Origin of the sequence: Clostridium puniceum (genome assembly GCF_002006345.1) — a bacterium.
Taxonomy (GTDB): Bacteria; Bacillota; Clostridia; order Clostridiales; family Clostridiaceae; genus Clostridium; species Clostridium puniceum.
This window is the reverse complement of sequence record NZ_LZZM01000098.1, coordinates 64,320-87,390: the sequence shown is the minus strand read 5'-3', so window position 1 is coordinate 87,390 and position 23,071 is coordinate 64,320. Positions and strand designations below refer to the sequence as shown.

The window sequence follows — 23,071 nt, the reverse complement described above, 5'->3', positions numbered from 1 at the left end:
TTTCATCTAATAATTTCATAGGTGCTTCAACTTTGGCTTTTGTATTCGGTCTTCCTGCTATGCAGGGACGGACTTTAAATCCATAATCATTTGCAAATTGTTGAAATTTATTATTTACTTTTCCTTTAGAATAATTGGTTCTAGCTTCATCCATAACAGTTTTCATATTATCTGTGAGTAATTCTTCTGGTACTCCTCCAAATGTTTCAAATGACTCATCTAAAAAAGAAAGTAATATGTCTTGTGTTTTATCAAGAGATAATTTATATACTCTAAACCTTGAGTATGAAAGGAGTATCACAAAAACATTTATATTAATAACTTCACCTGTAGTCAAAACAAATTCTATATTTTCTTTCCAATCCAATTGTGCTTGTTTTCCTTTCTCAGTTTCATACCTCATAGGCGAAGTAGTGGATATATGCCCTTTTTTCTTATTATTAAAGTACTCATTAAATTCTGAGTGATTAGAAATGTATCTTCTAAACGAAGATTGCGCGCAATCTAGCCCATGATTATCTTTAAGATACTGCCATAAAATGCGCTTATAATAAAATACTTGAATTGAATCTTTACTAAGAAGCTCTTGTATAATAGGCTCAAAAGCTTCTATTTTAGATTTGCAGTTTCTAGTGGTAGGTTTGACATATCCATTTAAATATTTGCCTACGGTTCGAGAATCAACTCCAAGTTCCCTAGCTATCTGGCTTTTATTTACTTTCAAATTGTTTACCTCCATAATCAGCTTTATTTTATGAAGATCTTCTAAAGTATTAATTTTAAGTTCTGAATAAATATTTGTTTGTATAATCATAATTACCTCCGTTAAATCTTGAGTAATTATAATTTATAAAAACTAAATTGTACATTCTTATATGATCATTTCCTTACATTCTTATCGTATCATTTATAGCTTAGCCATCAAAATATCACAAACAATATCTGTGATATTTTGATGGAAACCTACTTAAATGAACTACTCCTACACTCACTTAATATTGATGATTCTCATAGCACATACATCTTCAAAGTGAAAAAATAAAAAGGAGCCAGAGAATAACATTTCATAGTTACTCTCTGGCTCCTCTTAGCCGTTCCCGGATACCTCTTTATCCGACCTGCGTTCTTTCTTTTTTTACATCATATACAATCCATGTGCCATTCTTCTCTTGTTTAACTTCAGCATTATGTCCTTTTGCAGATATCTTTTTCAATAATGCTATTAGTTTCTCTTCGCTTGTCACTTTTTTACTATTTTCCATACGCATCCTCCTTGTTGGGGTTTTACTTTTTACGCTTTTCTGCGAACTCAATATTAAAAAAATTTCTGTCTGCTTTACTGCAGCAAGATTATAATATACCACATTCCTGCAATCTTATTTTTACTGACTGTTTTGATACCTTAAAAAACCTAGCAATATCTGATATTTCTCTCCAGCTTTCTTCTTCAGATCTAATATCATAATCACTTACAAATTCCTCAAATGCCCTCTTAGGCATTAAAATTTTAGGTGCTATTCCTATTGCCTGATTCTCCATTATTTCCTCATCTTCTGTCATAATTGGTAAGTCTCTAACACTGCACTTGCATAACTTCGCTTGACGAGGTAAATATATTTCTTGCATCTTATAATACATACGATGTTTATACCAATGAACGCATTCATGGGCAATAGTGTTATTCTGGCAACCAATGTTGGTCATTTTTACAGCCTCTGGATCAATAATTACTGTTTTTTTCTTAAATAACTTAGTCTCATATATCCCATCTATGGGATCGTAAAACTCCACTAAGCCATCATCAAATATTGTTATTCCGTATATATCCAATTCTTCTGACAAACAAAGAAACTGAACATCTAGGCCCATTTTGTTTTTAGCTACATCCAATATTGGAACTGGTTGCGGATTATATATGGCATCAGGATAGTATGTTTCCAAAAATTCAGTTGCCACCCTATCGTAATCAGATGATGGAATATATGGAAGTAACGTGTTCATATTATATCCCATTAGTTTCCTCCTCTTTTATTAATTATTTCATTTATTTCTTGCCAAAAATCATCACCAAGATTCGCATTTCTAGCCTTTCTGAAGGCAGCTCGTGCGTTTGGCAAAGTTTCATCCATGATATATTCTGTTAAATCTGGGGACACTTGATTTCTCTCACGTCCTGCAAGGTCAAACATAATACCCTTTTCTTCTTCACTGAGACATAGCATCTCAGCCAAGATTTCGAGTCCATCCCTATCTGGCGGATTTCTTCTTCCTTTAATTATGTCGGACAGGTAAGTAACTGACATTCCAAGTCTTTCTGCGATTGGTCTCAACTTCACATCTTTTTCCAATCGTTTTTCTGCAATGTATCGTCCGAATTCGCCTGCCATAATATCACTCCTTTTTGCGTATTGTTTTTTTGTTATAAATACTTCGCATTAATGCGTACTTTAATTATATACATTTTTACACTACGTGTCAATAGCTTTAAATATTTTTAATACTTGATTTAAAACATTGAAAAATCAAGTCTCATATGATATAATTATTCTTGACTATTTATGTAAAGGAGAATGCTTATGCACGGCGGAAAACGTGAAGGTTCTGGTCGCACTCCATTGCCGGAGGATCAGAAGAAAATCGCAAAAACCATATACATTACTCCTGCTCAACACGATGATATTGAACAGTATGCACAAGGAAATAGTTTTTCTGAAAAATGCATGGATTTGATAAACACTCAACTTGAGAGACGCAAGCGTACCTCTAACAAAGAAGTTAAGTTCATCGACCTTTTTGCAGGGTTGGGGGGAATCCGATTAGGGCTCGAAACAGCTTTTCGCGAGAAGGGATTCGAGCCAAAATGTGTATTTAGTAGCGAAATAAAAGAATATGCTATCAAAGCATACAAAAAATATTATAACGATTCAGAGGTTGCCGGAGACATTACCAAAATACCTGTCTCTGAAATAGAGGACTTTGATTTTCTGCTGGCAGGTTTCCCGTGTCAGCCATTCTCGGCAGCCGGATTGCAGCTAGGTTTCGAAGATACCCGTGGTACTTTATTTTTCGAGATTGAACGTATTCTTAAAGAGAAAACGCCATATGGTTTTCTTCTCGAAAATGTAGAAGGTCTTGTTAATCATGATAATGGACGTACACTTTCAATAATTGTTACCCACTTAAAACAATTAGGATACTATGTTTCATACAGATTAATTGATAGCCAATATTTCGGATTAGCTCAATCAAGAAAAAGAGTTTATATCGTAGGAACACGAGACGTACATATTTCCCTAGACAACTTTGAAGAACACACTGCTGTGTTAGGAGACATTCTTGAGCACGGATTACCAACTGTAAACTCTCCTTTCACCCAGAAATTATTCAGCCACTTTACTCCCGACCAAGTTGCTGGAAAAGCAATAAAAGATAAACGTGGCGGTGATGATAATATACATAGTTGGGAATTAGGGTTAAAGGGTGGCACTACACAAGAACAATCCGAGTTTCTTAATCTGCTCCTTAAGGAAAGACGAAAGAAAAAATGGGCCGCTGAAATTGGTATCGATTGGATGGATGGAATGCCACTAACTGAACAACAGATTTCGACATTCTTTAAAAGGGAACATCTCAAGGAATTTCTTGATGAGTTAGTTGATATGGGATATCTAACACTTGAATATCCAAGAAAGCGTGCGGATGGAAGACGTATCCCGGACGAAACTAAGCCAAAGGGATATAACATTGTAACTGGTAAGTTATCATTTGAATTCACAAAAATACTTAATCCAAATTCCTTAGCACCAACTCTTGTTGCCATGGATGTATCACGTTTAGGAATAATCGATAATGCTGGATTAAGAAGGCTCTCAATCAGAGAAGGGCAAAGGCTATGTGGTTTTCCAGAAGATTACGACTTGTCTTTTCTAAAAGAAAGCGAAGCCTTCGATTTACTTGGCAACACAGTCTGTATTCCTGTCATCAAAGCAATTGCAGAACGCTTGGCTGATATGTACAAAAACTAATTTATTAGGGGATGATGAGATTTCATCATCCTCTATATTTTTTGTACCTTATATGAGGCAGCATTTACCAACCAGGTATCATCCTTAAAAATTTGTTCATAAGGATTCACTATAAACTCTGGCTCATACCTAGGTTCTTCAATTCTTGCATAATCCACTAAACAAAGTACATACTTATCACCCTTGCGCTTTGCAACATCAGATTCATTTTCAGACCAATAAAAATGTGACTTACCTATATAACATTTAACCTCTATAAAACGATTATAAATAGCACTATCATTTGTATCATTTGTATCAAATGAAACTATATCGTAACCAGCAGAAACATCAAAATCTGAAATCCGTTTAATTTTATGTGCCTTTCCAGGTATTCTGCCCTTCTCCAACTTTAAAACAAATTCCTCCGCCTCAAGGCCTCTCTGACTCTGTTCAGCTTGCTTTTGCATCAGCTGTTCAAGAGTAACTTTTTCTTTTCTATTACGTAGCTTGGATGAAAATTCCGCCTCATATAATTCAGAAATACTAATTTCACCATTAACTTCCTTTTCAAGTACTCCTGCCGTTGTAAGGAAATTTCTTATAGCAGCATACGCCAATGGAAAGGCGGATCTTTTTATGTTCAAATGACCTTTATCAGCATCAAAACTTGTACTGTCTGAATCAAATAATCCTTCCGCTGTTATCCTTGAAATGCTTTCTTTGACAAAGGCATTAATTACCCCTTCCTTATCATCTGTTGGCAGAGCATTGAATTTTTCTGTTATAATAACCAAGCGATTCTCTGTTTCAACATATCCAAGGTATTGTAAAAAGGCTACCGCTCCACTACAGTGAATTTTTATTTTTTTCTCCAAAGAGCATCTGTTAACTAATTCATTTAAACTTACTATTTTTCTACCGGATAGCATAGAAACCAGGAATAGCAATCCTTCAATATTGCCTATTGAATTACATCGTTTTAGTTCTGTTAACATACTCTGTAATCAATGCTTTAATGTCATCATCTCCTGTTTCCAATTCCACATTAGAAAACAATGGAATAGGCATACTTTCGATGATTTCACGCAAGCGAGTCTCCTTCGCTATCAATCTATCATTTATTACAGAATCTATAGAATCCTCTGATAAAAGATAGTAATAATTGGTCTCTATGCCTGGTTTCAGACCATATCGATGAATTCGATCCTTTGATTGTATAAAATGAGCCGCATTAAAACTACGCTCCATATATATTGCATTATGGCAGACCTTGTGCAATGAAATAGATTCTGAAACAGCAAAAGGATTAGCTATTATTACACTGAATGAAGAATCCGGCTTATGAAACTCGGCTATAATCTTTTCTCGTGTTTCAATTGCATCATCGTCATCATCCTCATCCCCAGTTGCAACAGGAGTTGCTCCATACAGTGTTCTACAATCTATTCCATTTTTAAGCAAATACACCTGAAAGTCTAATATGTTCTTTACATATATAGCCCAAACTACTACCTTCCCGCCTTCAGATATTATCCTTTCGATGATTTCCTTTGCTTTAATAAACTTTGCAGGAGTTTCATTTTTAGAATACTCTAATACATCTTTTATTAATGATGTGTCTTCAGTAACAGTATCTGCATCAAACCCTTCCGCATCCGAAAAATTCTTGAGAGGAATACTTAACAAATTAGGATTAGTAGCAGCCTGCATCATTCTAATCAAACGTGCCTTTATCAAATCATGCTGAAAACCCCTATCCTTTGATGACACGATGTCACTCATATATTTTTTCTCAATTACATCGTATATTCTTCTTTGTGCCTCTCCCATCGGAACTATAATTGGAGCGTGTTCAGTTGCAGATGGAATACCAAGGTCACTTTTCTTAACTCTGATAAAGAATGGTGCAATAGCATTCAACAAGGTATCTACTCGTCCGTCTGACTCTTGTTTACTCATATCCTTCAACTGATAGATTTCATAAGGAAGTACCTTCTTTGTCGGCCAAATGAATTTATACAAATTATAAAGATCCTCATATCCATTTGGTGCAGGTGTTCCAGTTAAAACAACCCTTGCAGAACAATATGAAGCAATATCAAGAACACCATTTGCAGTTATTCCACCCTTTGTATTTTTAATTTTGTGGGCCTCGTCCAAGACAACCATTGTTTTATTGTTCTTCAAGAAGTAAATAAGTTCTTCTTTTAATGATGGAACTGAATTATATGACAGCAATGTAATTTTCGCAGGTATCCTTGAATACAAATATTGTTTTTTATCATCCACAGACACTTTGCCATTTAACCTTTTTGTTGATGGCTTTTCTCCAAAACATTCTTCGTACTCAAGTTCCCATGGTCCAAATGCACTTAATGGAGATATAATTAGCAGTTTATCAACATACTTTTTATCTTCCAGTGGCAAGTTCGACAAGTATGCAAATGCACCATAAACCACACTCGTCTTTCCTGCACCAGGTACAGAAAAGTTACATCCATTTTGCGAGAATGCCAAATGATATGCTGACAATAACTGCAATTCATATAAACTTCTATTCTTAAGATTCTTACTCACATAATCAATAAAATTCTGAAAATCGGATTTTTCACAGTGATTATCACGTATCGCTCTAGCCTTTTCTGAGAACTCATGGAACTTCTCTTCTTCAAACACATAATTGCTAACAGCCTCAGACACCTTTCCAGAATACACAAGTTCTGCAGATATGTATTCACATATCTTCTTTACCTTATCAATCGTTTTATTAATATCTTTATCTGCTTCCACAGTTAATTTATCTGCGGATTGAGTGAACTTTAAGGTATCCTTTAAATATCTCGTAGCACGGCGGTTAGAAAAAATGTCTGCTATGTCCCCGATTATATATATAATTGAAGAATCATCATTTGATTCTAGACATAGTTGTTTCATCAAACGCTACCACCTCTACATTCCTAATATTTTCTTAAACTCTGTTACAAACTCATCTAAAGATTGAACGCAACCTTTAACATTTTTATCATTAAGGAAACTATCCTGTGCTGTATCAACTACATCAAGAGCCTGGCAAGCTTTTATAAGCTGCTGTAAAGGTTTGGCAGCATTCGCATGGTTGTTCAGGCTGTCTAAGCTTTGAGTAAAATTCTCTTCAAAATCATCCTCAACCTGTGCCTTCCACTGTTTATCTCTTGCTTTCAATGCTCTTCCTAAATCTGGTGGATTAGTTGCCATAACGTCATCTACAGATTCTTCAGTAACACTATCTGTGATTTCAAAATGCTTATCTCTGAAAGGCTCCCACACTTCTTTCTTTGCAAAAAAGCTACTTGCAGGTTTCTTTACAGAAGGAACATTTATGATATTTCTAAATAACGTCTGCTCAAATCCTTCACGGATATAATCAAAAGCAATCAGTTTCAAATCTGAAACATCTGCGTCTGGATCGTAATCCCACATCGATGGTACACCAGCTTTATATCTCTTTAATGCGCTGTCTAACTTTTGGAATGAGTCTTCATTCTTTTCCAGCTGCGTATACATTCCAGTATACCCAAATTCATCAAGATAATCTTCCATCAACTTTAATACAGAAAGATACATTGTAACATTACTCTTAGTATCATCCATCATTCTAGCCATGTCTTCCTCATGGAAGCCTTCACCCTTAAGATCCGCACATTTCAGATATTTTTCGATAGGGTTGTAATCAACCTTTGCATCCTCTCCCATCTGATATGTAGTTTCCAGAGCCAATATTTCTTTTCTATCAGCATCTTCAGGGAGTATTATAGCTGTAAAATATTGACAGTGACTTTTTTCATTAAAAGGAATAGTAGCATCAGCCATGATATTATTAAGAAGACTCGCTCTACGATTTCCATCAATAATTATTCCGTCTGCTGTAACAATTCCATGTTTTTCTTGATGCTCTTTAAGTAAACGCTCTTTAGTCTTTTTATTTGCATCAGGCTTGGACTCCCATAAGAATTTTTCAATAAGAGCCTTATCCTGTGAATCCTCTGGGTCAATCTGATGATTCTGACGCTCATAAGATTTAACGACACTTCCAATACGACCATTGTAAGGATTGTACACAAGATACTCTAATGGAATTTCATAAGCATCAAATGTTCTTCTTTGACCATGATACATTATCGGAATACCTGTACGAACTGCCCTACTTGGGTTATCCGTAAACTCTTTTAATTTAGCTTTTCTTTCATCTGCATTCATAAGCTGTACCCTCCCAATTTAATTATTCTGAATGTAATCTGCAATGATATCCTCAAGCAGATTAAGGTTGTTAAAATTCAATACATAATCTGAACAACGATGAATTTCCCTCATGTCAGCTTGTCTTCCAATCCAACCAGCACCATCAAGGAAATTAATATAAATAATATTGTTTCCGGCTGCTCTCTCTCTTTTAAGCTTATCTTCAGTTTCTCTCGCAGCCTTTCTCTTATCCCCCTGTGCACTTGATGTTGTCACACTATATGATACATCCAGTATAATCTTTGGCTCCAAAGGACTTTCTAAGACAAAGCTAACAGCCCTATCAAGTAACGGAATTCTTACATTTTTTTCATACTCCAATCCATACTTAACACCGATGGCTTTAAGCTTGTCTTCAATATCTGCAAGGATAAGATCACCTATGTTATTACTGTACCTTCCTTCGAGTCCCCTCTTGACAAATAAGCGAATAGAATCCTTATTCTGTAATTTATTAAGTGTTGCCTTGTTAATGCCCATATTATCAAGATAGAAAAAGGGGATTTTTGCCTTTAACTTCTCATCGTTACGACCATCCCACAACAAATTAAGAACACTCTCCAACATTGCCGGACTTTCCATCATTGCAGAGCGGATTTTGCCCAACCCCCACTCAGTTGAAAACACAAAGCCTCTATCCTTACGTAACATTGAAACCATACGCTTAAATCTTTCTGTAGAGATTTCCATTAAGCTTGTAAGGTTATCTAATGAATCTTTATGATCAACTATATACTCCTTGAGTCCCTCTTTTGTGTTAATACAATGTAGTTCAGCAGCTAACTCATCTACCTTTTTCTGCACTTCTTGTTCCATATCATCTTCATAAGCTTCGTTAACATAAAACATAGTAGTCGAATTAAACAGTTCTTCAAATTCAATTTTTCTTGTTGAACCAGCCATAACGATACCTCCTTTTCAAGCTACTACTTCGATTATATAAAATAGTCTATCACAGAATTATATGATTGGCAATCATATTTTTACACTTTTTAGCGTAATTTTACAAGAACCTTGTTTCGCTACTTCCAAGTTCATTGTTAGTCAGATGTTACGCACTTTTGCTAATTTATTACATTTTCCATTTAATTTCTATCTTTTCAGGCTCCAACTATCATATAAGTCTCTTTAAGCTTGATATACATACCCTCTCCACAACCTACCTGTTTTAATCCTGTCAACTCAACCCTGTAATATTCTTTCCTTGGATATGTTTGATTCGTATTTATCCAATAAAAAATCCGAGTGTCAGAGTTTCTACTCCAACGCTCGGAAAGTCCATATTTCAAGCCATTTTACTCAATTACTTATCCACCCTTGACATCTTTACTACCGTCTCAACGTGCTTTGTCATTGGAAACATATCAACAGGCTGCACTTCTATTACCTTATATCCAACTGTTTCTAAATGTTTTAAATCTCTAGCTAAAGTGCTAGGATCACACGAAACATATACCACTCGTTTAGGTTGTGCTTCTCCTATAGCATCTAATAATTTAGCATCACATCCTTTTCTTGGTGGATCTACAACTATTATATCTGGTTTAACACCCTCTTGGATTAATTTAGGAATTATCTCTTCTGATTTACCTATCGAAAATTCAGAATTAGTTATTCCATTTTGCTTTGCATTAATCCTTGCATTTTGTATTGCTTGCTCTACAATTTCTACTCCATACACTTTTTTAGCCTTTTGAGATAGAAATAGTGTTATTGTACCGGTGCCACAATAGGCATCAAAAACAGTTTCGTTCCCGTTTAAATCTGCATATTCTAAGGCTTTACTATAAAGAGCTTCGGTTTGTACTGGATTTACTTGAAAGAAAGATAATGGTGATATATTAAATTTATATTTTCCTATATAATCACATATATAATCTTGTCCCCATAAAGTAGCACATTTATCTCCTAGCACTAAATTAGTATCTTTAGAATTTATATTTTGAATTACACTTGTTAAATTACTAACTTCTTTTTCTAAATTACTTATTAGTTCTTCTTTATAAGGAATCTCCTTATTTGTAGTAACTAATACAACCATAACTTCATTAGACTTAAAGCCTTTTCTAATCATTATATTTCTAATTAAACCTTGTTCATAAAATACTCCATCCTTTTTAGCTGGCATTATAGAGTACTTAGCCATCCAACCTCTTATAATTTCTACAATTTTATCAGCTTCTTTGTCTTGGAGCAGGCACATATCCATATTGATTATTTCATGAGTCTTTTCACTAAAAAATCCAATTGAAATTTTTTCTTCTATTAGTCCAACAGAAAATATAGCCTTATTTCTATACCTATATTCATTTTTCATACCTAGTGTATGCTTTACAAGGTTATAATCTAATCCACCTATTTTCTTTATACAGTCCTTTACTCTATGAAATTTGAAATCTAATTGCGCTTCATAATTTAAGTGCATTAATGTGCATCCACCGCATTTTTCATAATTAATACATTTAGGCTCTCTTCTTTCATTTGATTTTTCTATTATTTCTAAAAGCTTACCATAAGCATATTTTTTCTTAGCTTTAACTATTTCTATTCGTACACGCTCACCTTTTAAAGCCCCTGGTATAAATATTGGATAACCGTCTATTTTAGCAACACCTTCCCCCTCATAACCTAAAGATTCAATATTTACAATATATTCTTTCTTATTTTCTACCACTCTCACACATCCTTCGTTATATTTTAGGAATATTCAAAAAAAGAGCACCTTTCGGTGCTAATACAGAATCAGTTGCCATTTAATTCCATAACTATTAAATAATTATTCCTCTTTTAGAGCAATAATATACATTATATATTAAATACTACCTATATAAATGTTAATTTTTTGTTAACTTTTATATCGTAGTACAATTTATTATCTTCGGCAAACTTTTATATCTATTAAAACATATATTTTCTTCCATAAAAATTATTTTTCAAACTATATATTCCCGCCAAAATTCATATTTAATCCTCCTATAAAATTTTTAACATGTATTTCATTTCTTAATAGCATACATAACTTTTTTTATAATCTTAGACAGGAGATGCTTTTCTAGTTTTTCTTCTTAAAATTATACATATAAATATTTGAAGCTAAATAAAGCATAAATTTCAATTCTAAAACGGCTATAAGTTTCAAAATAATAAAAGAGACTTTGGAAATTTAATTACCAAAGCCTCTATAAATATGTAAAAATTATATTTTAAACTATTTTACAACGCTAACTTTTAAAAGGTTAGTTGCTCCAATTTCATTAACAGGTACTCCAGCTGCTAATACAACTGTATCTCCTGATTTAACATATTCATACATTTTAGCAGTTTCAACTGATTTTTCTAACATTTCGTCAGTTGATACCATTTTATCTGCAACTATTGGATATACTCCCCATGAGAATGCTAACTGTTTAGCAACTACTGAATCTGAAGTAACAGCTATAATTGGACATTCTGGTCTACATTGAGAAATTCTCTTTGCAGTAGCACCAGTTTGAGTTGATGATATAATAGCTTCTGCTTGTAATTCATTTGCTGCATTACATGCTGCTCTTGAAATTACTCCAGAAATAGCTGGTGTATGAGATTTAGCAGTTGAAACAGCAACTGTATAAGTTAATTGCTTTTCAGCTTCTTCTGCAATTCTAGCCATTGTAGCTACAGCTTCTACTGGATAGTCTCCGTTAGCACTTTCTCCAGATAACATGATTGCATCAGTACCATCTAAGATAGCATTAGCAACGTCTGAAACTTCTGCTCTTGTTGGTCTTGGATTTCTCATCATAGAATCTAACATTTGAGTTGCAGTTATAACTGGTTTACCAGCAGCATTACATTTTTGAATCATCATCTTTTGAACTGCAGGAACTTGTTCTATTGGAATTTCAACTCCTAAATCTCCTCTTGCTACCATTAAAAGATCTGAAACTTCTAAGATTGAATCGATGTTATCAACACCTTCTTGATTTTCGATTTTTGAACAAATTAATATTCTTTCTCCACCATTTGCATCAAGTATTTCTCTAATAGTTTTTACGTCAGATGCTTTTCTTATAAATGAAGCAGCAATCATAGTAACTCCAACTTGACAACCAAATATTAAATCTGCTTTATCTTTTTCAGTAAGAGCTGGTAATTTAATAGATACCCCTGGTACGTTAACTCCTTTATGAGTTCCAACAAATCCAGTATTTTGAACTTCACACTTTATAGCATTTCCTTCAATAGATTTAACAGTTAATCCAACTAAACCATCATCTATTAAGATAGTGTTTCCTGGTTTAACATCCTTTGCTAATCCTTCATATGTAACAGCACATTTAGTTGTATCTCCAACTACTGACATATCTCCAGCATATACTGTAAATTCTGTACCTTTAGTTAATTCAACTTTCTTTGGTTCAAACTTTCCTGTTCTGATTTCTGGTCCTTTAGTATCAAGGATTATTGCAATTTCTCTGTTAAGTTTCTTTGATAATTCCTTAACCTTTGCAATTCTTCCACCATGTTCTTCATGGTCACCATGTGAAAAATTATGTCTTGAAGCATTCATTCCTGATAGCATTACTTTTTCTAATATTTCCATATCCTCACTTGCTGGGCCAATAGTACAAATCATTTTAGTTTTTCTCATTAAACTAACACTCCTCTTTCTTTAATTAACAACATAATTAAATATGTCTATATTTATTAAAATTTATATAAATAAACTTATAACCTCTATTATTATGATAATACTTGAGCAATGTCATATAATTCTTTATCAAAAACACTTTCCACATCTAAAGCTTCATCTATGTCTTGATCTATAATCTTATTATCTTTAATACCTATTACTCTTGAAGTTTTTCCTTCTATTAATACTTCAATAGCTTTTGCTCCCATTCTTGAAGCTAAAACTCTATCTGTAGCAGTAGGACTTCCACCTCTTTGAATATGACCTAAGATTGTTGCTCTTGTTTCTATACCTGTTACTTCTTCAACATATTTAGCAAGTTCAAATGCTCCACCAATTCCTTCTGCAAGGATTATTAAATTGTGCATTTTTCCTCTATTTTTTCCTTCTAAGATAGTTCTGCAAAGTGTATCTTTATCAAATTCAATTTCTGGAATTATGATTGATTCTGCTCCACCACAGATACCTGCATATAACGATAAATCTCCACAGTCTCTTCCCATAACTTCTACTATAGAAACTCTTTCATGAGAAGTTGAAGTATCTCTAATTTTATTTATCGCGTCTACAACAGTATTTAAGGCTGTATCAAATCCTAAAGTAAAATCAGTGTAAGCTAAGTCATTATCAATTGTTCCTGGTAAACCAATTGTTTTTATTCCAAGTTTTGATAATAATTTTGCGCCCATAAATGAACCATCTCCACCTATGACTACTAAAGCTTCTACACCGTATGCTTGTAATATTTTTGCAGCTTTTTTTCTTACTTCTTCATTTTTGAACTCAGGGCATCTAGCAGTTCTTAGGATTGTTCCACCTCTTTGAATTATGTCAGATACTGAATTTCTGTCCATGCTGAATAATTCTCCATTTATAAGCCCACTATAACCTCTTTGCACTCCCATAACTTCAATTCCGTTATGGATTGCAGTTCTTACTACTGCTCTAATGGCAGCATTCATACCTGGTGCATCTCCACCACTTGTTAAAACAGCTATCTTTTTCATAATATATATTTTCCTCCTTAAATACTGTCAGGGATCTTTTACGACCCTTATGTACATAATGTAACCATAATTTATTAACCAAGAATTATTGTACATAACTTTCTATCATTTATCAATCATATTTGACAAACTTTTGAGATTATTCTAAAATTACTCCCTTAACTTTAGAATAATTTTTATAATTTACATATATTTTTGTAAGGATTATAACTATAATTTAAAATAAAATTTCTTCAATCAGTATCTCAACACAGTAACACTATTATATTAATACACTAAAACTTTAAATTCCCTTTTATATTATAACCAATAATCGATAAATTTATATAAATTAACATTATTTTTGCAATATTAATTTTTGTAATATTTTTCATTTATATATTTAATAATTTTAAACACTCTGTCTACGATTAATTTACAATTTAGTTATTAAATATCTTGTATTTTTACATTCTCTTCGCCTAAAGTTTCTTTTAATAAATCCATTACATCACTTTCTAAGGATATCCATCTGTCTCTTGGTACTCTAAATTTTTGCTTTTCTTTACTTGCAAAAATATAAATAGGTGTATCTCCCAAATATTCTTTCATTAATAATTCTCTAAGATTTTTATTTAATTCCTTAGCTGATATCGTATCTTCAACTCTTAAATATACCTTTGACGTATTCATCTTTTCCAAAGGTTCTATACTTTCACATATAAGCTTTGGTGGTTCATCTTCCTTTAAACTTAATCTTCCCTTTACTATAACCAAACTATCAGTTACACATAATTCTTTAACCTTATCCAAGGTTTTTGGAAAAACTATTACTTCAATTGTACCAGTCAAATCTTCAAGTTTTAAAAATGCCATTATTGAATTATTTCTAGTTACTTTTTGATTTACACTTGCCAGTATTCCTCCTAGAACTACTCTATCATTATCTTGCAGAGTATCTTGATTATTGAATATAGCTACATCTCCTATATTAGATTCTAATGTATCATCAAGTGTCTCTTGTACAAAAAATATTTTTGATATTTCATTTGTAGTCTGCATTTTTAAACTTTGAGCATAATCATCTAAAGGATGACCTGTAATATAAAGTCCTGTCATTTCCTTTTCCATTGCTAATAAATTTCTTTTATTAAATTCTTTTATATTGGGATACTTAATCTCTGGGTTTTTTAATTCTTCAGTTGCAAATAAACTTATCTGTCCATCAATATTTCTTCTCTTATCACTTGATATATTATCAATCATCTTCTCATGTACTGCTAACATTTTTGATCTGAAAACTTTAAAATCATCTAAAGCTCCGGCCTTAATTAAACATTCTACAGCACGCTTATTTATTGTTGATGGATCCATCTTATTGATAAAATCTACTAAAGATTCAAATTTACCTTTGCTTTCTCTTGCCTTTACTATGCTATCTACAACACTTCCTCCAACATTTTTAATAGCAGCCAATCCAAATCTAATTTTATCTCCTTTAACTGTAAACCTTGAATAACTTTCATTTATGTTAGGTGGTAATACTTGTATTCCTAATTCCTCTGCTATTGCAATGTAATAAGCGATTTTTTCATTTATTCCCATAACTGAATTGAGCATAGCTGCAATCATTTCTACAGGGTAATATTTCATAAGATATGCTGTTTGATAACCTACAACTGCATACGCTGCTGCATGGGATTTATTAAAAGCATAAGAAGCAAAATCCATCATATTATCAAATATCTTATTTGCGACTTCTTCACTTATTCCATTTCTAATGCATCCGGGAACTACCACCTGATCATTTTCTATAATTCCATGAATAAAGTTCTTTCTTTCTTCTTCCATGACCTTATGTTTTTTCTTAGACATAGCTCTTCTAACCATATCACTTCTGCCCATGGAATATCCAGCTAATTTTCTAACTATTTCCATTACCTGCTCTTGATAAACCATTACCCCATACGTAACGTTTAATACGTTCTCTAACTCGGGTGTTTCATATTGAACTTTATCTGGATTCTTCTTACATTCTATATATCGTGGTATTTCAGCCATAGGACCTGGTCTATATAGTGAAATTCCTGCAATAATGTCTTCTATAGAATCAGGCTTTAATTCCTTCATGAAGGAGGTCATCCCAGCTGATTCTAATTGGAATACACCTGCTGTCCTGCCTTCACCAATCATTTGATAAACTTCTTTGTCTGCAAAATCTATCCTATCAAGATCTATATTAACATTTCTATTTTCTTTAGCCATATTAATTGCATCATTCATAACAGTTAAAGTTCTAAGTCCTAAGAAGTCCATCTTAAGTAATCCAAGTTCTTCTAGAGTCCCCATTCCAAATTGGGTTACTATCATTTCATCATTTTTTTGCAGTGGAACATACTCAACTAATGGTCTTGATGCAATAACCACTCCTGCTGCATGTGTTGAAGAATGCCTTGGAAGACCTTCTAGGTCTTTTGCAACATCTATTAAAGTTTTTACTCTTTCATCAGTATCATGGGCTAATTTAAGCTCTGGATTAAATTCCAATGCCTTTTCTATAGTTATCCCTAACATAGTCGGTATCATCTTTGCAATTCTATCAACCTCTGCATAGCTATAGTTCATAGCTCTTCCAACATCTCTTATGCATACCCTTGGAGCCATTGTACCAAAGGTTATTATTTGAGAAACATTACTTGCTCCATATTTCTCTACAACATAATCAATTACTTCTTGGCGTCTTTCGTAACAAAAGTCACTGTCTATATCCGGCATGCTAACTCGTTCTGGATTCAAAAAGCGCTCAAATATCAAACTATACTTAATAGGATCTATCTTTGTAATTCCCAAAGTAAAAGCCACTATTGATCCTGCTGCCGAACCTCTTCCTGGTCCTGTTGGGATACCATTTTCATAGGAAAATCTAATAAAATCCCAGACAATCAAAAAGTAATCAACATACCCCATTTGTTTTATCACTTCAAGTTCATATTCCAATCTATCTATATACTCTTTTGCCTTTTCGCTGTCTTCCTTTATCTTATTTACTTCCTCATAATCTAAAGGCTTCCCAATTAATTCTTCAAAAACCTCATATCTATCTATAAGCCCTTTGTAACAAGTATCTCTAAGATATTCATATGGATCTTCCCCTTCTTCTAAGGGAAACTTAGGCAACTTAGATTCATGAAACTTATATTCATAATTACATTGTTCTGCAATTTTAATAGTATTTTCTAATGCTTCCGGTACATATGAAAAAATATCCCACATTTCTTCTGCTGACTTGAAATAGAATTGATCTGAAGGGTATCTTCTTCTATTTGGATCATCAATGGTTTTAGCTGTTTGAATACACATTAATACATCATGAGATTTAGAGTCCTCTTTATTTATGTAGTGAACATCATTAGTAGCTACTAATGGTATTCCTGTTTCCTTAGATAATTTTATATTTTCTTCATTTACCTTTTTTTGCTCTTCCATTCCATGATTTTGTATTTCAATATAAAAATCACCATTAAATATCTCTTTATATAATAAAGCTATTTCTTTTGCTTTTTCATAATTTCCTTTAAGATGATAAGATTGTACTTCACCACCTAAACATGCACTTAACGCAATTAACCCTTCACTGTGCTCTCTCAAATACTCATGGTCAACCCTAGGTTTATAATAAAAACCTTCAATTGAAGCTGTTGATACTATTTTCATTAAATTTTCATATCCCACTTGATTTTTAACCAACAAAACTAAGTGCGAAGTTGAATTTTCTTTATCTGGCTGCTTTATATGCAGTGACTTTCCTGCCACATAAACTTCACACCCTAAAATAGCTTTTATATCATTGTCTTTTGCTGCTTTAAAAAAGTCTACAAGTCCATACATAACACCATGATCTGTTATTGCTATACTCTTCATTCCTAATTCTTTAGCTTTCGTCATAAGTTTTTTAATTTTACCTGACCCATCTAGCAAACTGTATTCCGTATGAAGATGGAGATGTACAAATTCTTTTTCTTTCTCCATATAAATCCTCCTTTCCTTATGATAATTATATCAATAGGTTCTTTGAAAATTATCTGCTTCTTAATTATAACAATCTGTGACTATTTTTTATACAATTATATATAAAAAAACAGCAGTTGAATTATGTTTATGCATAATCAACCACTGCTTAAATTTATTATTTCTTTTTTATATACTTTAATGTCACTTTTAGAAATCTATTGTTTTGCTCACTTCTATATAAGGTCCTATAACCTTTTTAACTCTTTCCACATGGAACTCATCCACATCATAAGCTAAATAATCTTCCTTAGTATCAAATCTTGTTATAATAGCCACATCATAACTTCTATCACTTCTTATAACATCTATACCTACCTCTAATTCCTTTAATTCCTTAATATTTCCCTCCATAGATAAAAGAGTCTTCTTTAGAAATTCTAAGTTTTCTTTTGTTGATTCTTTTACTTTAAAAAGTACAATATGTGTAAACATAACATTACCCCTTTATTCAGTTAATAATTAAGAACATACAGTTAACAATCATAAATTAAAATTTTTAATAATTTTCTTAAAACTATTACTTTTTAACTGATTTAATTTCCTGTTCTTAATTCTTCTGCTATTTTTTCTATTTTTCTTAGTCTATGATTTATCCCTGATTTTCCAACAGGTGGATTTAACATTTCACCCAATTCCTTTAGCGATTCATCTGGATAATTTAATCTTAATTCAGCAATTTCTCTTAAATTTGCAGGTAATCTTTGAAGTCCTATTTGTGATTGTATTAATTTTATGCTTTCAACTTGTCTAACTGCTGCATTTACTGTCTTAGAAAGATTGGCAGTTTCACAATTAACAAGCCTGTTCACATTATTTCTCATTTCTTTCATTATTCTTATATTTTCAATTTCTAATAACGATGAGTGCGCTCCTATTACATTAAGTAAGTCCACAATTTGTTCTCCTTCTTTAATGTATACAATAAAACTATTCTTCCTCTGTATTACCTTTGAATTTAAATTAAAAGTATTAATGAGATTAGATAAATCTTTGGCATATTCTTCACTATGAGTTACAAATTCTAAATGATACGTTTTTTCAGGGTTGCTTATGCTCCCACCACCGATAAATGCACCTCTTATATATGCTTTTTTAGTATCTTCCTCTTCAAAAATGTGTGATTCTATTCTATAGTCTAAGCTCATTATGCCATCTATTTCTTTAAGTATACCAGTATCACTTAATAAACCTCTAACACCCATTTCTTCTGAAATCACTACCATGTATATATTATTCTTTTTTAATGAATTACTTTTCTTAACCATTAACTTAGAATGAATATCAAAGTGATTTTTTAAAAGTGTAAAAATCAATCTTGCACTGGCTGGATTTTCTGTGGTCATTTTAAAACTAAGTCCACTTCCACTAAAAGCTAATGTACCACTAACCTTCATTATTGCTGATATTTCTGCCAATGCCTCTTCCTTAGAAACATCTATATACCTACATATTTCTCCTTTAACTTTTGATGAAAATGACATTTTGTTTCCTACCTATCTATACATATTTTAATTAACAATTTATAATTATTCTATTTCTTTTCCTTTTTCTTCTCTTACTCTTTCTTTAATACGTTGCGATAAATACATGTATTCTATAATCTTCTTCTTATCATATAAAAGTTTCTTTTCCATAATTGTATCAACTAATACTTCCGCTAACTTAGCTGAGTCATGCTTTACCAATCCATTTTTAATTTTCACTAGGTTTTCGCCAACTATTTTTATTCCTAAGCTATTTATTACTTCTTTATCCAGTTTAACAAGCTCTGCACCATCTTGTGCATATTTTTCTTTTAATTCATCTGTTATTTCACCAGTATTAGCAATTACATAATCAACAATATCTTTACCACCATACTTAAGTAAAACTTTTAAATGATCAGATGCTTTAAATTCTGTAGTTTCACCTGGCTGAGTCATTATATTAGAAATATAAATTTTAATTGCATCACTTTTCCTAATTCCCTTTGCAATATCTTTTACAAGTAAATTAGATGTTATACTAGTATACAAACTTCCTGGTCCCATAACTATAGCATCTGCCTCTTTTAATGCATCTATTGCTTCCTTCAATGCGGTTGCATTTTCTGGATTTATTCGAAGTTCTTCTATTCTAGAATTCTGTTTAATGGCTTCTTCTGGAATTTGAGATTCACCTTTTACTATATTACCATTTTCAAACTTTGCTATTAACTGCATATTATCTAAAGTAACAGGTATAACTTTACCTGTTACGGCAAGTACTGAACTCATCTTTTGAACTGCTTCTTCAAAATTATCTGAAATTCCTGCCATAGCAGCTAAGAACAAGTTACCAAAACTTTGATTTTTTAACCTTCCATCGGAAAATCTATATTGAAGTAAGTCTTCCATTATAGGCTCAGTATCTGCTAATGCTAAAATACAGTTTCTTATATCTCCAGGTGGTAGCATTCCTAAATCTTCTCTTAAATCTCCAGACCCACCGCCATCATCACCAACTGTTACTATCGCAGTGATGTTTGATGTATAATACTTTAATCCCCTAAGCATTGTTGAAAGACCAGTACCTCCACCAATTACAACTATTTTAGGACCTTTAACTAATAATCTTTTTTCATATATCAAGCTTTCAATCTTCCTACTGTCTAAAGATACTTTAAGATATCCTCTATTAAATAGTGCAATTATAGATTTCATAGTTTCTGTGACTGAAATATATAACACAAATACACCAGTAATATTTAAAAACACATAAAAAACCTGATAATACAAATTGTATATTCTATGAGTAACTAATTCTGTAAATCCAAAGGCTATTAGTAATACTCCAAATACGCCAAATGCCAGCCATCGTTTTACTTTTATTCCTACTTTAAGCCAGTCTCGTATCCTCATAGCTTCTTTTCTCCTTTATGAAGATCTTCTGATACATCTCTATGTTCTATTCTGGAGTTGTAATTCTCTTTATTTAATCTTTCATAAACCTCATTAGCAATTGCAACAGAACGATGTCTTCCACCTGTACATCCTATAGATATTATTAATTGTCTTTTTCCTTCTTTAATATAATTAGGAATTAAATATTTTAACATATCAACTAGTTTTTCTATGAAGGTAACAGTTTCTTCTTGTTTTAATACATATTCTTTAACCGGTTCATCATTCCCTGAGTACTGTTTTAATTCTGGAATATAGAATGGGTTTGGTATAAATCTAACATCAAAAACCAAATCCGAGTCTACTGGAATACCATATTTAAATCCAAAACTTAATACTGTAACTGATAATTGTTTTTCTGGATAAGTATGATCTCCATAAGCCATATTAATCTTTTCCCTTAAATGACGTATTTCATATTTTGATGTATCAATTATAATATCTGCAACATTTTTAACTTCCCTTAATTTTTCTCTTTCTTGAATAATTCCATTCAATACTCTTCCATCTGGCGATAAAGGATGACTTCTTCTAGATTCTTTAAATCTTTTTATAAGAATTTCATCAGTTGCTTCTAAAAATAATATTTCATATTTAAACTCATTTTGCTTTAGATAATTTAAAGTTTCAAAGAAATCATCAAAGAAAACTCCACCTCTAATATCTATAACTAATGCTACTTTTTCAATATTTCCGCCACTTTGCGTACACATTTCTGCAAATTTTGAGATTAACTTTGGTGGAAGGTTATCTACACAAAAATATCCCAAATCTTCTAACGCTCTTGTTGCTTGTGTTTTTCCTGCTCCTGATAATCCTGTAACTATAACAAACCTCATATTACATCCTCCCCTTTTGCCAAAGATACTTTTGAACAAACACTTTTCCTTTATAATTTCATTGTGTTTTAACATTAAAATTATATCATATAATTATAATTAGGCATATGAAATAAAATAATCAGTCCTTGATGCCATGATATTAGATGTTCTTATATACAGCATAGCTGCTCCTTTTAAATGTGTATATTTTTCCTCAGACTAAGAAGTATGTTGGCCTAATAGCGGGCTATTAGGTGAACATGCTGATGAAGTATGAAAGGAAAATAAACTAGCATGCTGACTTATTATTTTTTTGATTATGCCTTAAATCATAAAAACTCAAAAGTCCATAAACTCTTGAGTTTTTTAATGTCTTAATCTTCACCTAAAATTCTAACTTCTGGATATAAATCTACACCAAACTGCCTTTTCACTTCATCTTTAACATAATATATTAAATCTAATACATCCTTAGCAGTTCCATTTCCATTATTAACAACAAACCCAGCATGCTTATTTGAAACACTTGCTCCACCTATAGCAAATCCCTTTAAACCTGCATCTTCAATTAATTTACCTGCAAAATAACCTTCTGGTCTTTTAAATGTACTACCTGCTGATGGGTGTTCTAATGGCTGTCTATCTTCCCTTCTTTTAGTTAATTCATCTACTCTAGCTTGAATTTTTTCTTTATCCGCTGGAGTTAATTTAAAGGTTGCACTTAGAACTATATATCCCTTTTCCATAACTACAGACTGTCTATACCCTAAATTTAATTCCTCTTTTGAAAGGACTCTTATTTTCTGATTATCATCTAATACTTTTGCACTTTCAATAACAAAGGATATTTCTCCATCATAAGCTCCTGCATTCATAAATACAGCACCACCTACACTGCCTGGAATACCACATGCAAATTGAAAACCCGATAAAGATCTATTTATAGCTTCTGTTGAAACATCTTTAAGTAAAACACCACATTCTGCTGTAATTTTGTTATCTACACATTCTATATTATTAAGTTCACATAACTTTATAACAACACCTCTAATACCACCATCCTTAACTAAAAGGTTTGATCCATTTCCTATAACATAAAAAGGAATTTTATTTTCTTTACAAATAGTGATAGTGTCTTGTAATTGTTGTACAGTATTTGGAGTTAAAAGTATATCTACTGGTCCTCCAACTTTAAAATATATATTCTCACTCATTTTTGCGTCTAATTGAATTTGTGAGTCTTTATATATTTTACTGAATAAATTCTTATATTCTCCATAATGGTTCATTCTAAAACTCCTCAAACATTTATATT

Annotated in this window: 18 protein-coding genes; 1 reads left to right on the top strand and 17 read right to left on the bottom strand. The window is 32.2% G+C overall.

Going from position 1 to position 23,071, the window contains the following annotated elements; all coding sequences use genetic code 11:
• From istA to CLPUN_RS07500, 4 genes are all read right to left on the bottom strand, one after another.
• On the bottom strand, positions 1-814 hold an 814-nt coding region (gene istA / locus CLPUN_RS07510; RefSeq protein WP_143328997.1), incomplete at its 3' end, for an IS21 family transposase.
• 295 nt (positions 815-1,109) lie between these two features.
• A complete protein-coding gene (locus CLPUN_RS27560) occupies positions 1,110-1,262 on the bottom strand; it encodes a hypothetical protein (protein ID WP_158078719.1) in 153 nt (50 codons plus the stop codon).
• A gap of 88 nt (positions 1,263-1,350) precedes the next feature.
• Positions 1,351-2,013 carry an ImmA/IrrE family metallo-endopeptidase gene (locus CLPUN_RS07505; RefSeq protein WP_077846688.1) on the bottom strand — a complete coding sequence of 221 codons (663 nt, stop codon included), beginning with the start codon at positions 2,011-2,013 and terminating at the stop codon, positions 1,351-1,353.
• The gene (locus CLPUN_RS07500; RefSeq protein ID WP_077846687.1) at positions 2,013-2,387 is read right to left on the bottom strand and encodes a helix-turn-helix domain-containing protein; all 375 of its coding nucleotides are present in this window, start codon (positions 2,385-2,387) and stop codon (positions 2,013-2,015) included. Before CLPUN_RS07500 ends, CLPUN_RS07505 begins: the two co-directional genes overlap by 1 nt.
• Before the next feature lie 189 nt (positions 2,388-2,576).
• On the opposite strand from CLPUN_RS07500, the gene dcm reads away from it, so the two are divergent.
• Positions 2,577-4,025, top strand: coding sequence for a DNA (cytosine-5-)-methyltransferase (gene dcm, locus CLPUN_RS07495; RefSeq protein WP_077846686.1), 1,449 nt, complete (start codon positions 2,577-2,579; stop codon positions 4,023-4,025).
• A 32-nt stretch (positions 4,026-4,057) separates the two neighbouring features.
• Here dcm and CLPUN_RS07490 read toward each other — a convergent pair whose 3' ends face one another.
• From CLPUN_RS07490 to murB, 13 genes are all read right to left on the bottom strand, one after another.
• Positions 4,058-5,002 carry a protein NO VEIN domain-containing protein gene (locus CLPUN_RS07490; protein ID WP_077846685.1) on the bottom strand — a complete coding sequence of 315 codons (945 nt, stop codon included), beginning with the start codon at positions 5,000-5,002 and terminating at the stop codon, positions 4,058-4,060.
• A complete protein-coding gene (locus CLPUN_RS07485; protein ID WP_077846684.1) occupies positions 4,977-6,941 on the bottom strand; it encodes a DEAD/DEAH box helicase in 1,965 nt (654 codons plus the stop codon). The genes CLPUN_RS07490 and CLPUN_RS07485 overlap by 26 nt, the downstream gene beginning before the upstream one ends.
• Positions 6,942-6,956: 15 nt before the next feature.
• On the bottom strand, positions 6,957-8,243 hold the full coding sequence (locus tag CLPUN_RS07480; RefSeq protein ID WP_077846683.1) for a hypothetical protein: 1,287 nt from the start codon (positions 8,241-8,243) through the stop codon (positions 6,957-6,959).
• Between the two features lie 18 nt (positions 8,244-8,261).
• Positions 8,262-9,188 carry a hypothetical protein gene (locus tag CLPUN_RS07475; protein ID WP_077846682.1) on the bottom strand — a complete coding sequence of 309 codons (927 nt, stop codon included), beginning with the start codon at positions 9,186-9,188 and terminating at the stop codon, positions 8,262-8,264.
• A gap of 400 nt (positions 9,189-9,588) precedes the next feature.
• Entirely contained in the window at positions 9,589-10,959 is a 1,371-nt protein-coding gene (rlmD, locus tag CLPUN_RS07465; RefSeq protein ID WP_077846680.1) for a 23S rRNA (uracil(1939)-C(5))-methyltransferase RlmD, read from the bottom strand.
• Positions 10,960-11,493: 534 nt separating this feature from the next.
• Positions 11,494-12,915 (bottom strand): pyruvate kinase, encoded by a 1,422-nt coding sequence (gene pyk / locus CLPUN_RS07460; RefSeq protein WP_077846679.1) that lies wholly within the window; start codon positions 12,913-12,915, stop codon positions 11,494-11,496.
• Between the two features lie 92 nt (positions 12,916-13,007).
• Positions 13,008-13,964 carry a 6-phosphofructokinase gene (gene pfkA / locus CLPUN_RS07455; protein ID WP_077846678.1) on the bottom strand — a complete coding sequence of 319 codons (957 nt, stop codon included), beginning with the start codon at positions 13,962-13,964 and terminating at the stop codon, positions 13,008-13,010.
• 429 nt (positions 13,965-14,393) lie between these two features.
• Positions 14,394-17,972: a DNA polymerase III subunit alpha gene (locus CLPUN_RS07450; RefSeq protein ID WP_077846677.1), complete on the bottom strand. Its 3,579-nt coding sequence runs from the start codon at positions 17,970-17,972 to the stop codon at positions 14,394-14,396.
• Between the two features lie 189 nt (positions 17,973-18,161).
• On the bottom strand, positions 18,162-18,446 hold the full coding sequence (locus tag CLPUN_RS07445) for a Dabb family protein (protein ID WP_077846676.1): 285 nt from the start codon (positions 18,444-18,446) through the stop codon (positions 18,162-18,164).
• 101 nt (positions 18,447-18,547) lie between these two features.
• Positions 18,548-19,495, bottom strand: a complete 948-nt coding sequence (gene whiA, locus CLPUN_RS07440; protein ID WP_077846675.1) for a DNA-binding protein WhiA — start codon at positions 19,493-19,495, stop codon at positions 18,548-18,550.
• Positions 19,496-19,540: 45 nt separating this feature from the next.
• Positions 19,541-20,893, bottom strand: coding sequence for a gluconeogenesis factor YvcK family protein (locus tag CLPUN_RS07435; RefSeq protein WP_077846674.1), 1,353 nt, complete (start codon positions 20,891-20,893; stop codon positions 19,541-19,543).
• Positions 20,890-21,774: an RNase adapter RapZ gene (rapZ, locus tag CLPUN_RS07430; protein ID WP_077846673.1), complete on the bottom strand. Its 885-nt coding sequence runs from the start codon at positions 21,772-21,774 to the stop codon at positions 20,890-20,892. The genes CLPUN_RS07435 and rapZ overlap by 4 nt, the downstream gene beginning before the upstream one ends.
• A 356-nt stretch (positions 21,775-22,130) precedes the next feature.
• Positions 22,131-23,045: a UDP-N-acetylmuramate dehydrogenase gene (murB, locus tag CLPUN_RS07425; protein ID WP_077846672.1), complete on the bottom strand. Its 915-nt coding sequence runs from the start codon at positions 23,043-23,045 to the stop codon at positions 22,131-22,133.
• Positions 23,046-23,071: the final 26 nt, after the last annotated feature.

Excerpts from the sequence above, each read along its gene's own strand:
- CLPUN_RS27560 (WP_158078719.1), bottom strand. The coding sequence starts at position 1,262 with ATGGAAAATAGTAAAAAAGTGACAAGCGAAGAGAAACTAATAGCATTA.
- CLPUN_RS07505 (WP_077846688.1), bottom strand. The coding sequence starts at position 2,013 with ATGGGATATAATATGAACACGTTACTTCCATATATTCCATCATCTGAT.
- CLPUN_RS07500 (WP_077846687.1), bottom strand. The coding sequence starts at position 2,387 with ATGGCAGGCGAATTCGGACGATACATTGCAGAAAAACGATTGGAAAAA.
- dcm (WP_077846686.1), top strand. The coding sequence starts at position 2,577 with ATGCACGGCGGAAAACGTGAAGGTTCTGGTCGCACTCCATTGCCGGAG.
- CLPUN_RS07490 (WP_077846685.1), bottom strand. The coding sequence starts at position 5,002 with ATGTTAACAGAACTAAAACGATGTAATTCAATAGGCAATATTGAAGGA.
- CLPUN_RS07485 (WP_077846684.1), bottom strand. The coding sequence starts at position 6,941 with ATGAAACAACTATGTCTAGAATCAAATGATGATTCTTCAATTATATAT.
- CLPUN_RS07480 (WP_077846683.1), bottom strand. The coding sequence starts at position 8,243 with ATGAATGCAGATGAAAGAAAAGCTAAATTAAAAGAGTTTACGGATAAC.
- CLPUN_RS07475 (WP_077846682.1), bottom strand. The coding sequence starts at position 9,188 with ATGGCTGGTTCAACAAGAAAAATTGAATTTGAAGAACTGTTTAATTCG.
- pyk (WP_077846679.1), bottom strand. The coding sequence starts at position 12,915 with ATGAGAAAAACTAAAATGATTTGTACTATTGGCCCAGCAAGTGAGGAT.
- pfkA (WP_077846678.1), bottom strand. The coding sequence starts at position 13,964 with ATGAAAAAGATAGCTGTTTTAACAAGTGGTGGAGATGCACCAGGTATG.
- CLPUN_RS07450 (WP_077846677.1), bottom strand. The coding sequence starts at position 17,972 with ATGGAGAAAGAAAAAGAATTTGTACATCTCCATCTTCATACGGAATAC.
- CLPUN_RS07445 (WP_077846676.1), bottom strand. The coding sequence starts at position 18,446 with ATGTTTACACATATTGTACTTTTTAAAGTAAAAGAATCAACAAAAGAA.
- whiA (WP_077846675.1), bottom strand. The coding sequence starts at position 19,495 with ATGTCATTTTCATCAAAAGTTAAAGGAGAAATATGTAGGTATATAGAT.
- CLPUN_RS07435 (WP_077846674.1), bottom strand. The coding sequence starts at position 20,893 with ATGAGGATACGAGACTGGCTTAAAGTAGGAATAAAAGTAAAACGATGG.
- rapZ (WP_077846673.1), bottom strand. The coding sequence starts at position 21,774 with ATGAGGTTTGTTATAGTTACAGGATTATCAGGAGCAGGAAAAACACAA.
- murB (WP_077846672.1), bottom strand. The coding sequence starts at position 23,045 with ATGAACCATTATGGAGAATATAAGAATTTATTCAGTAAAATATATAAA.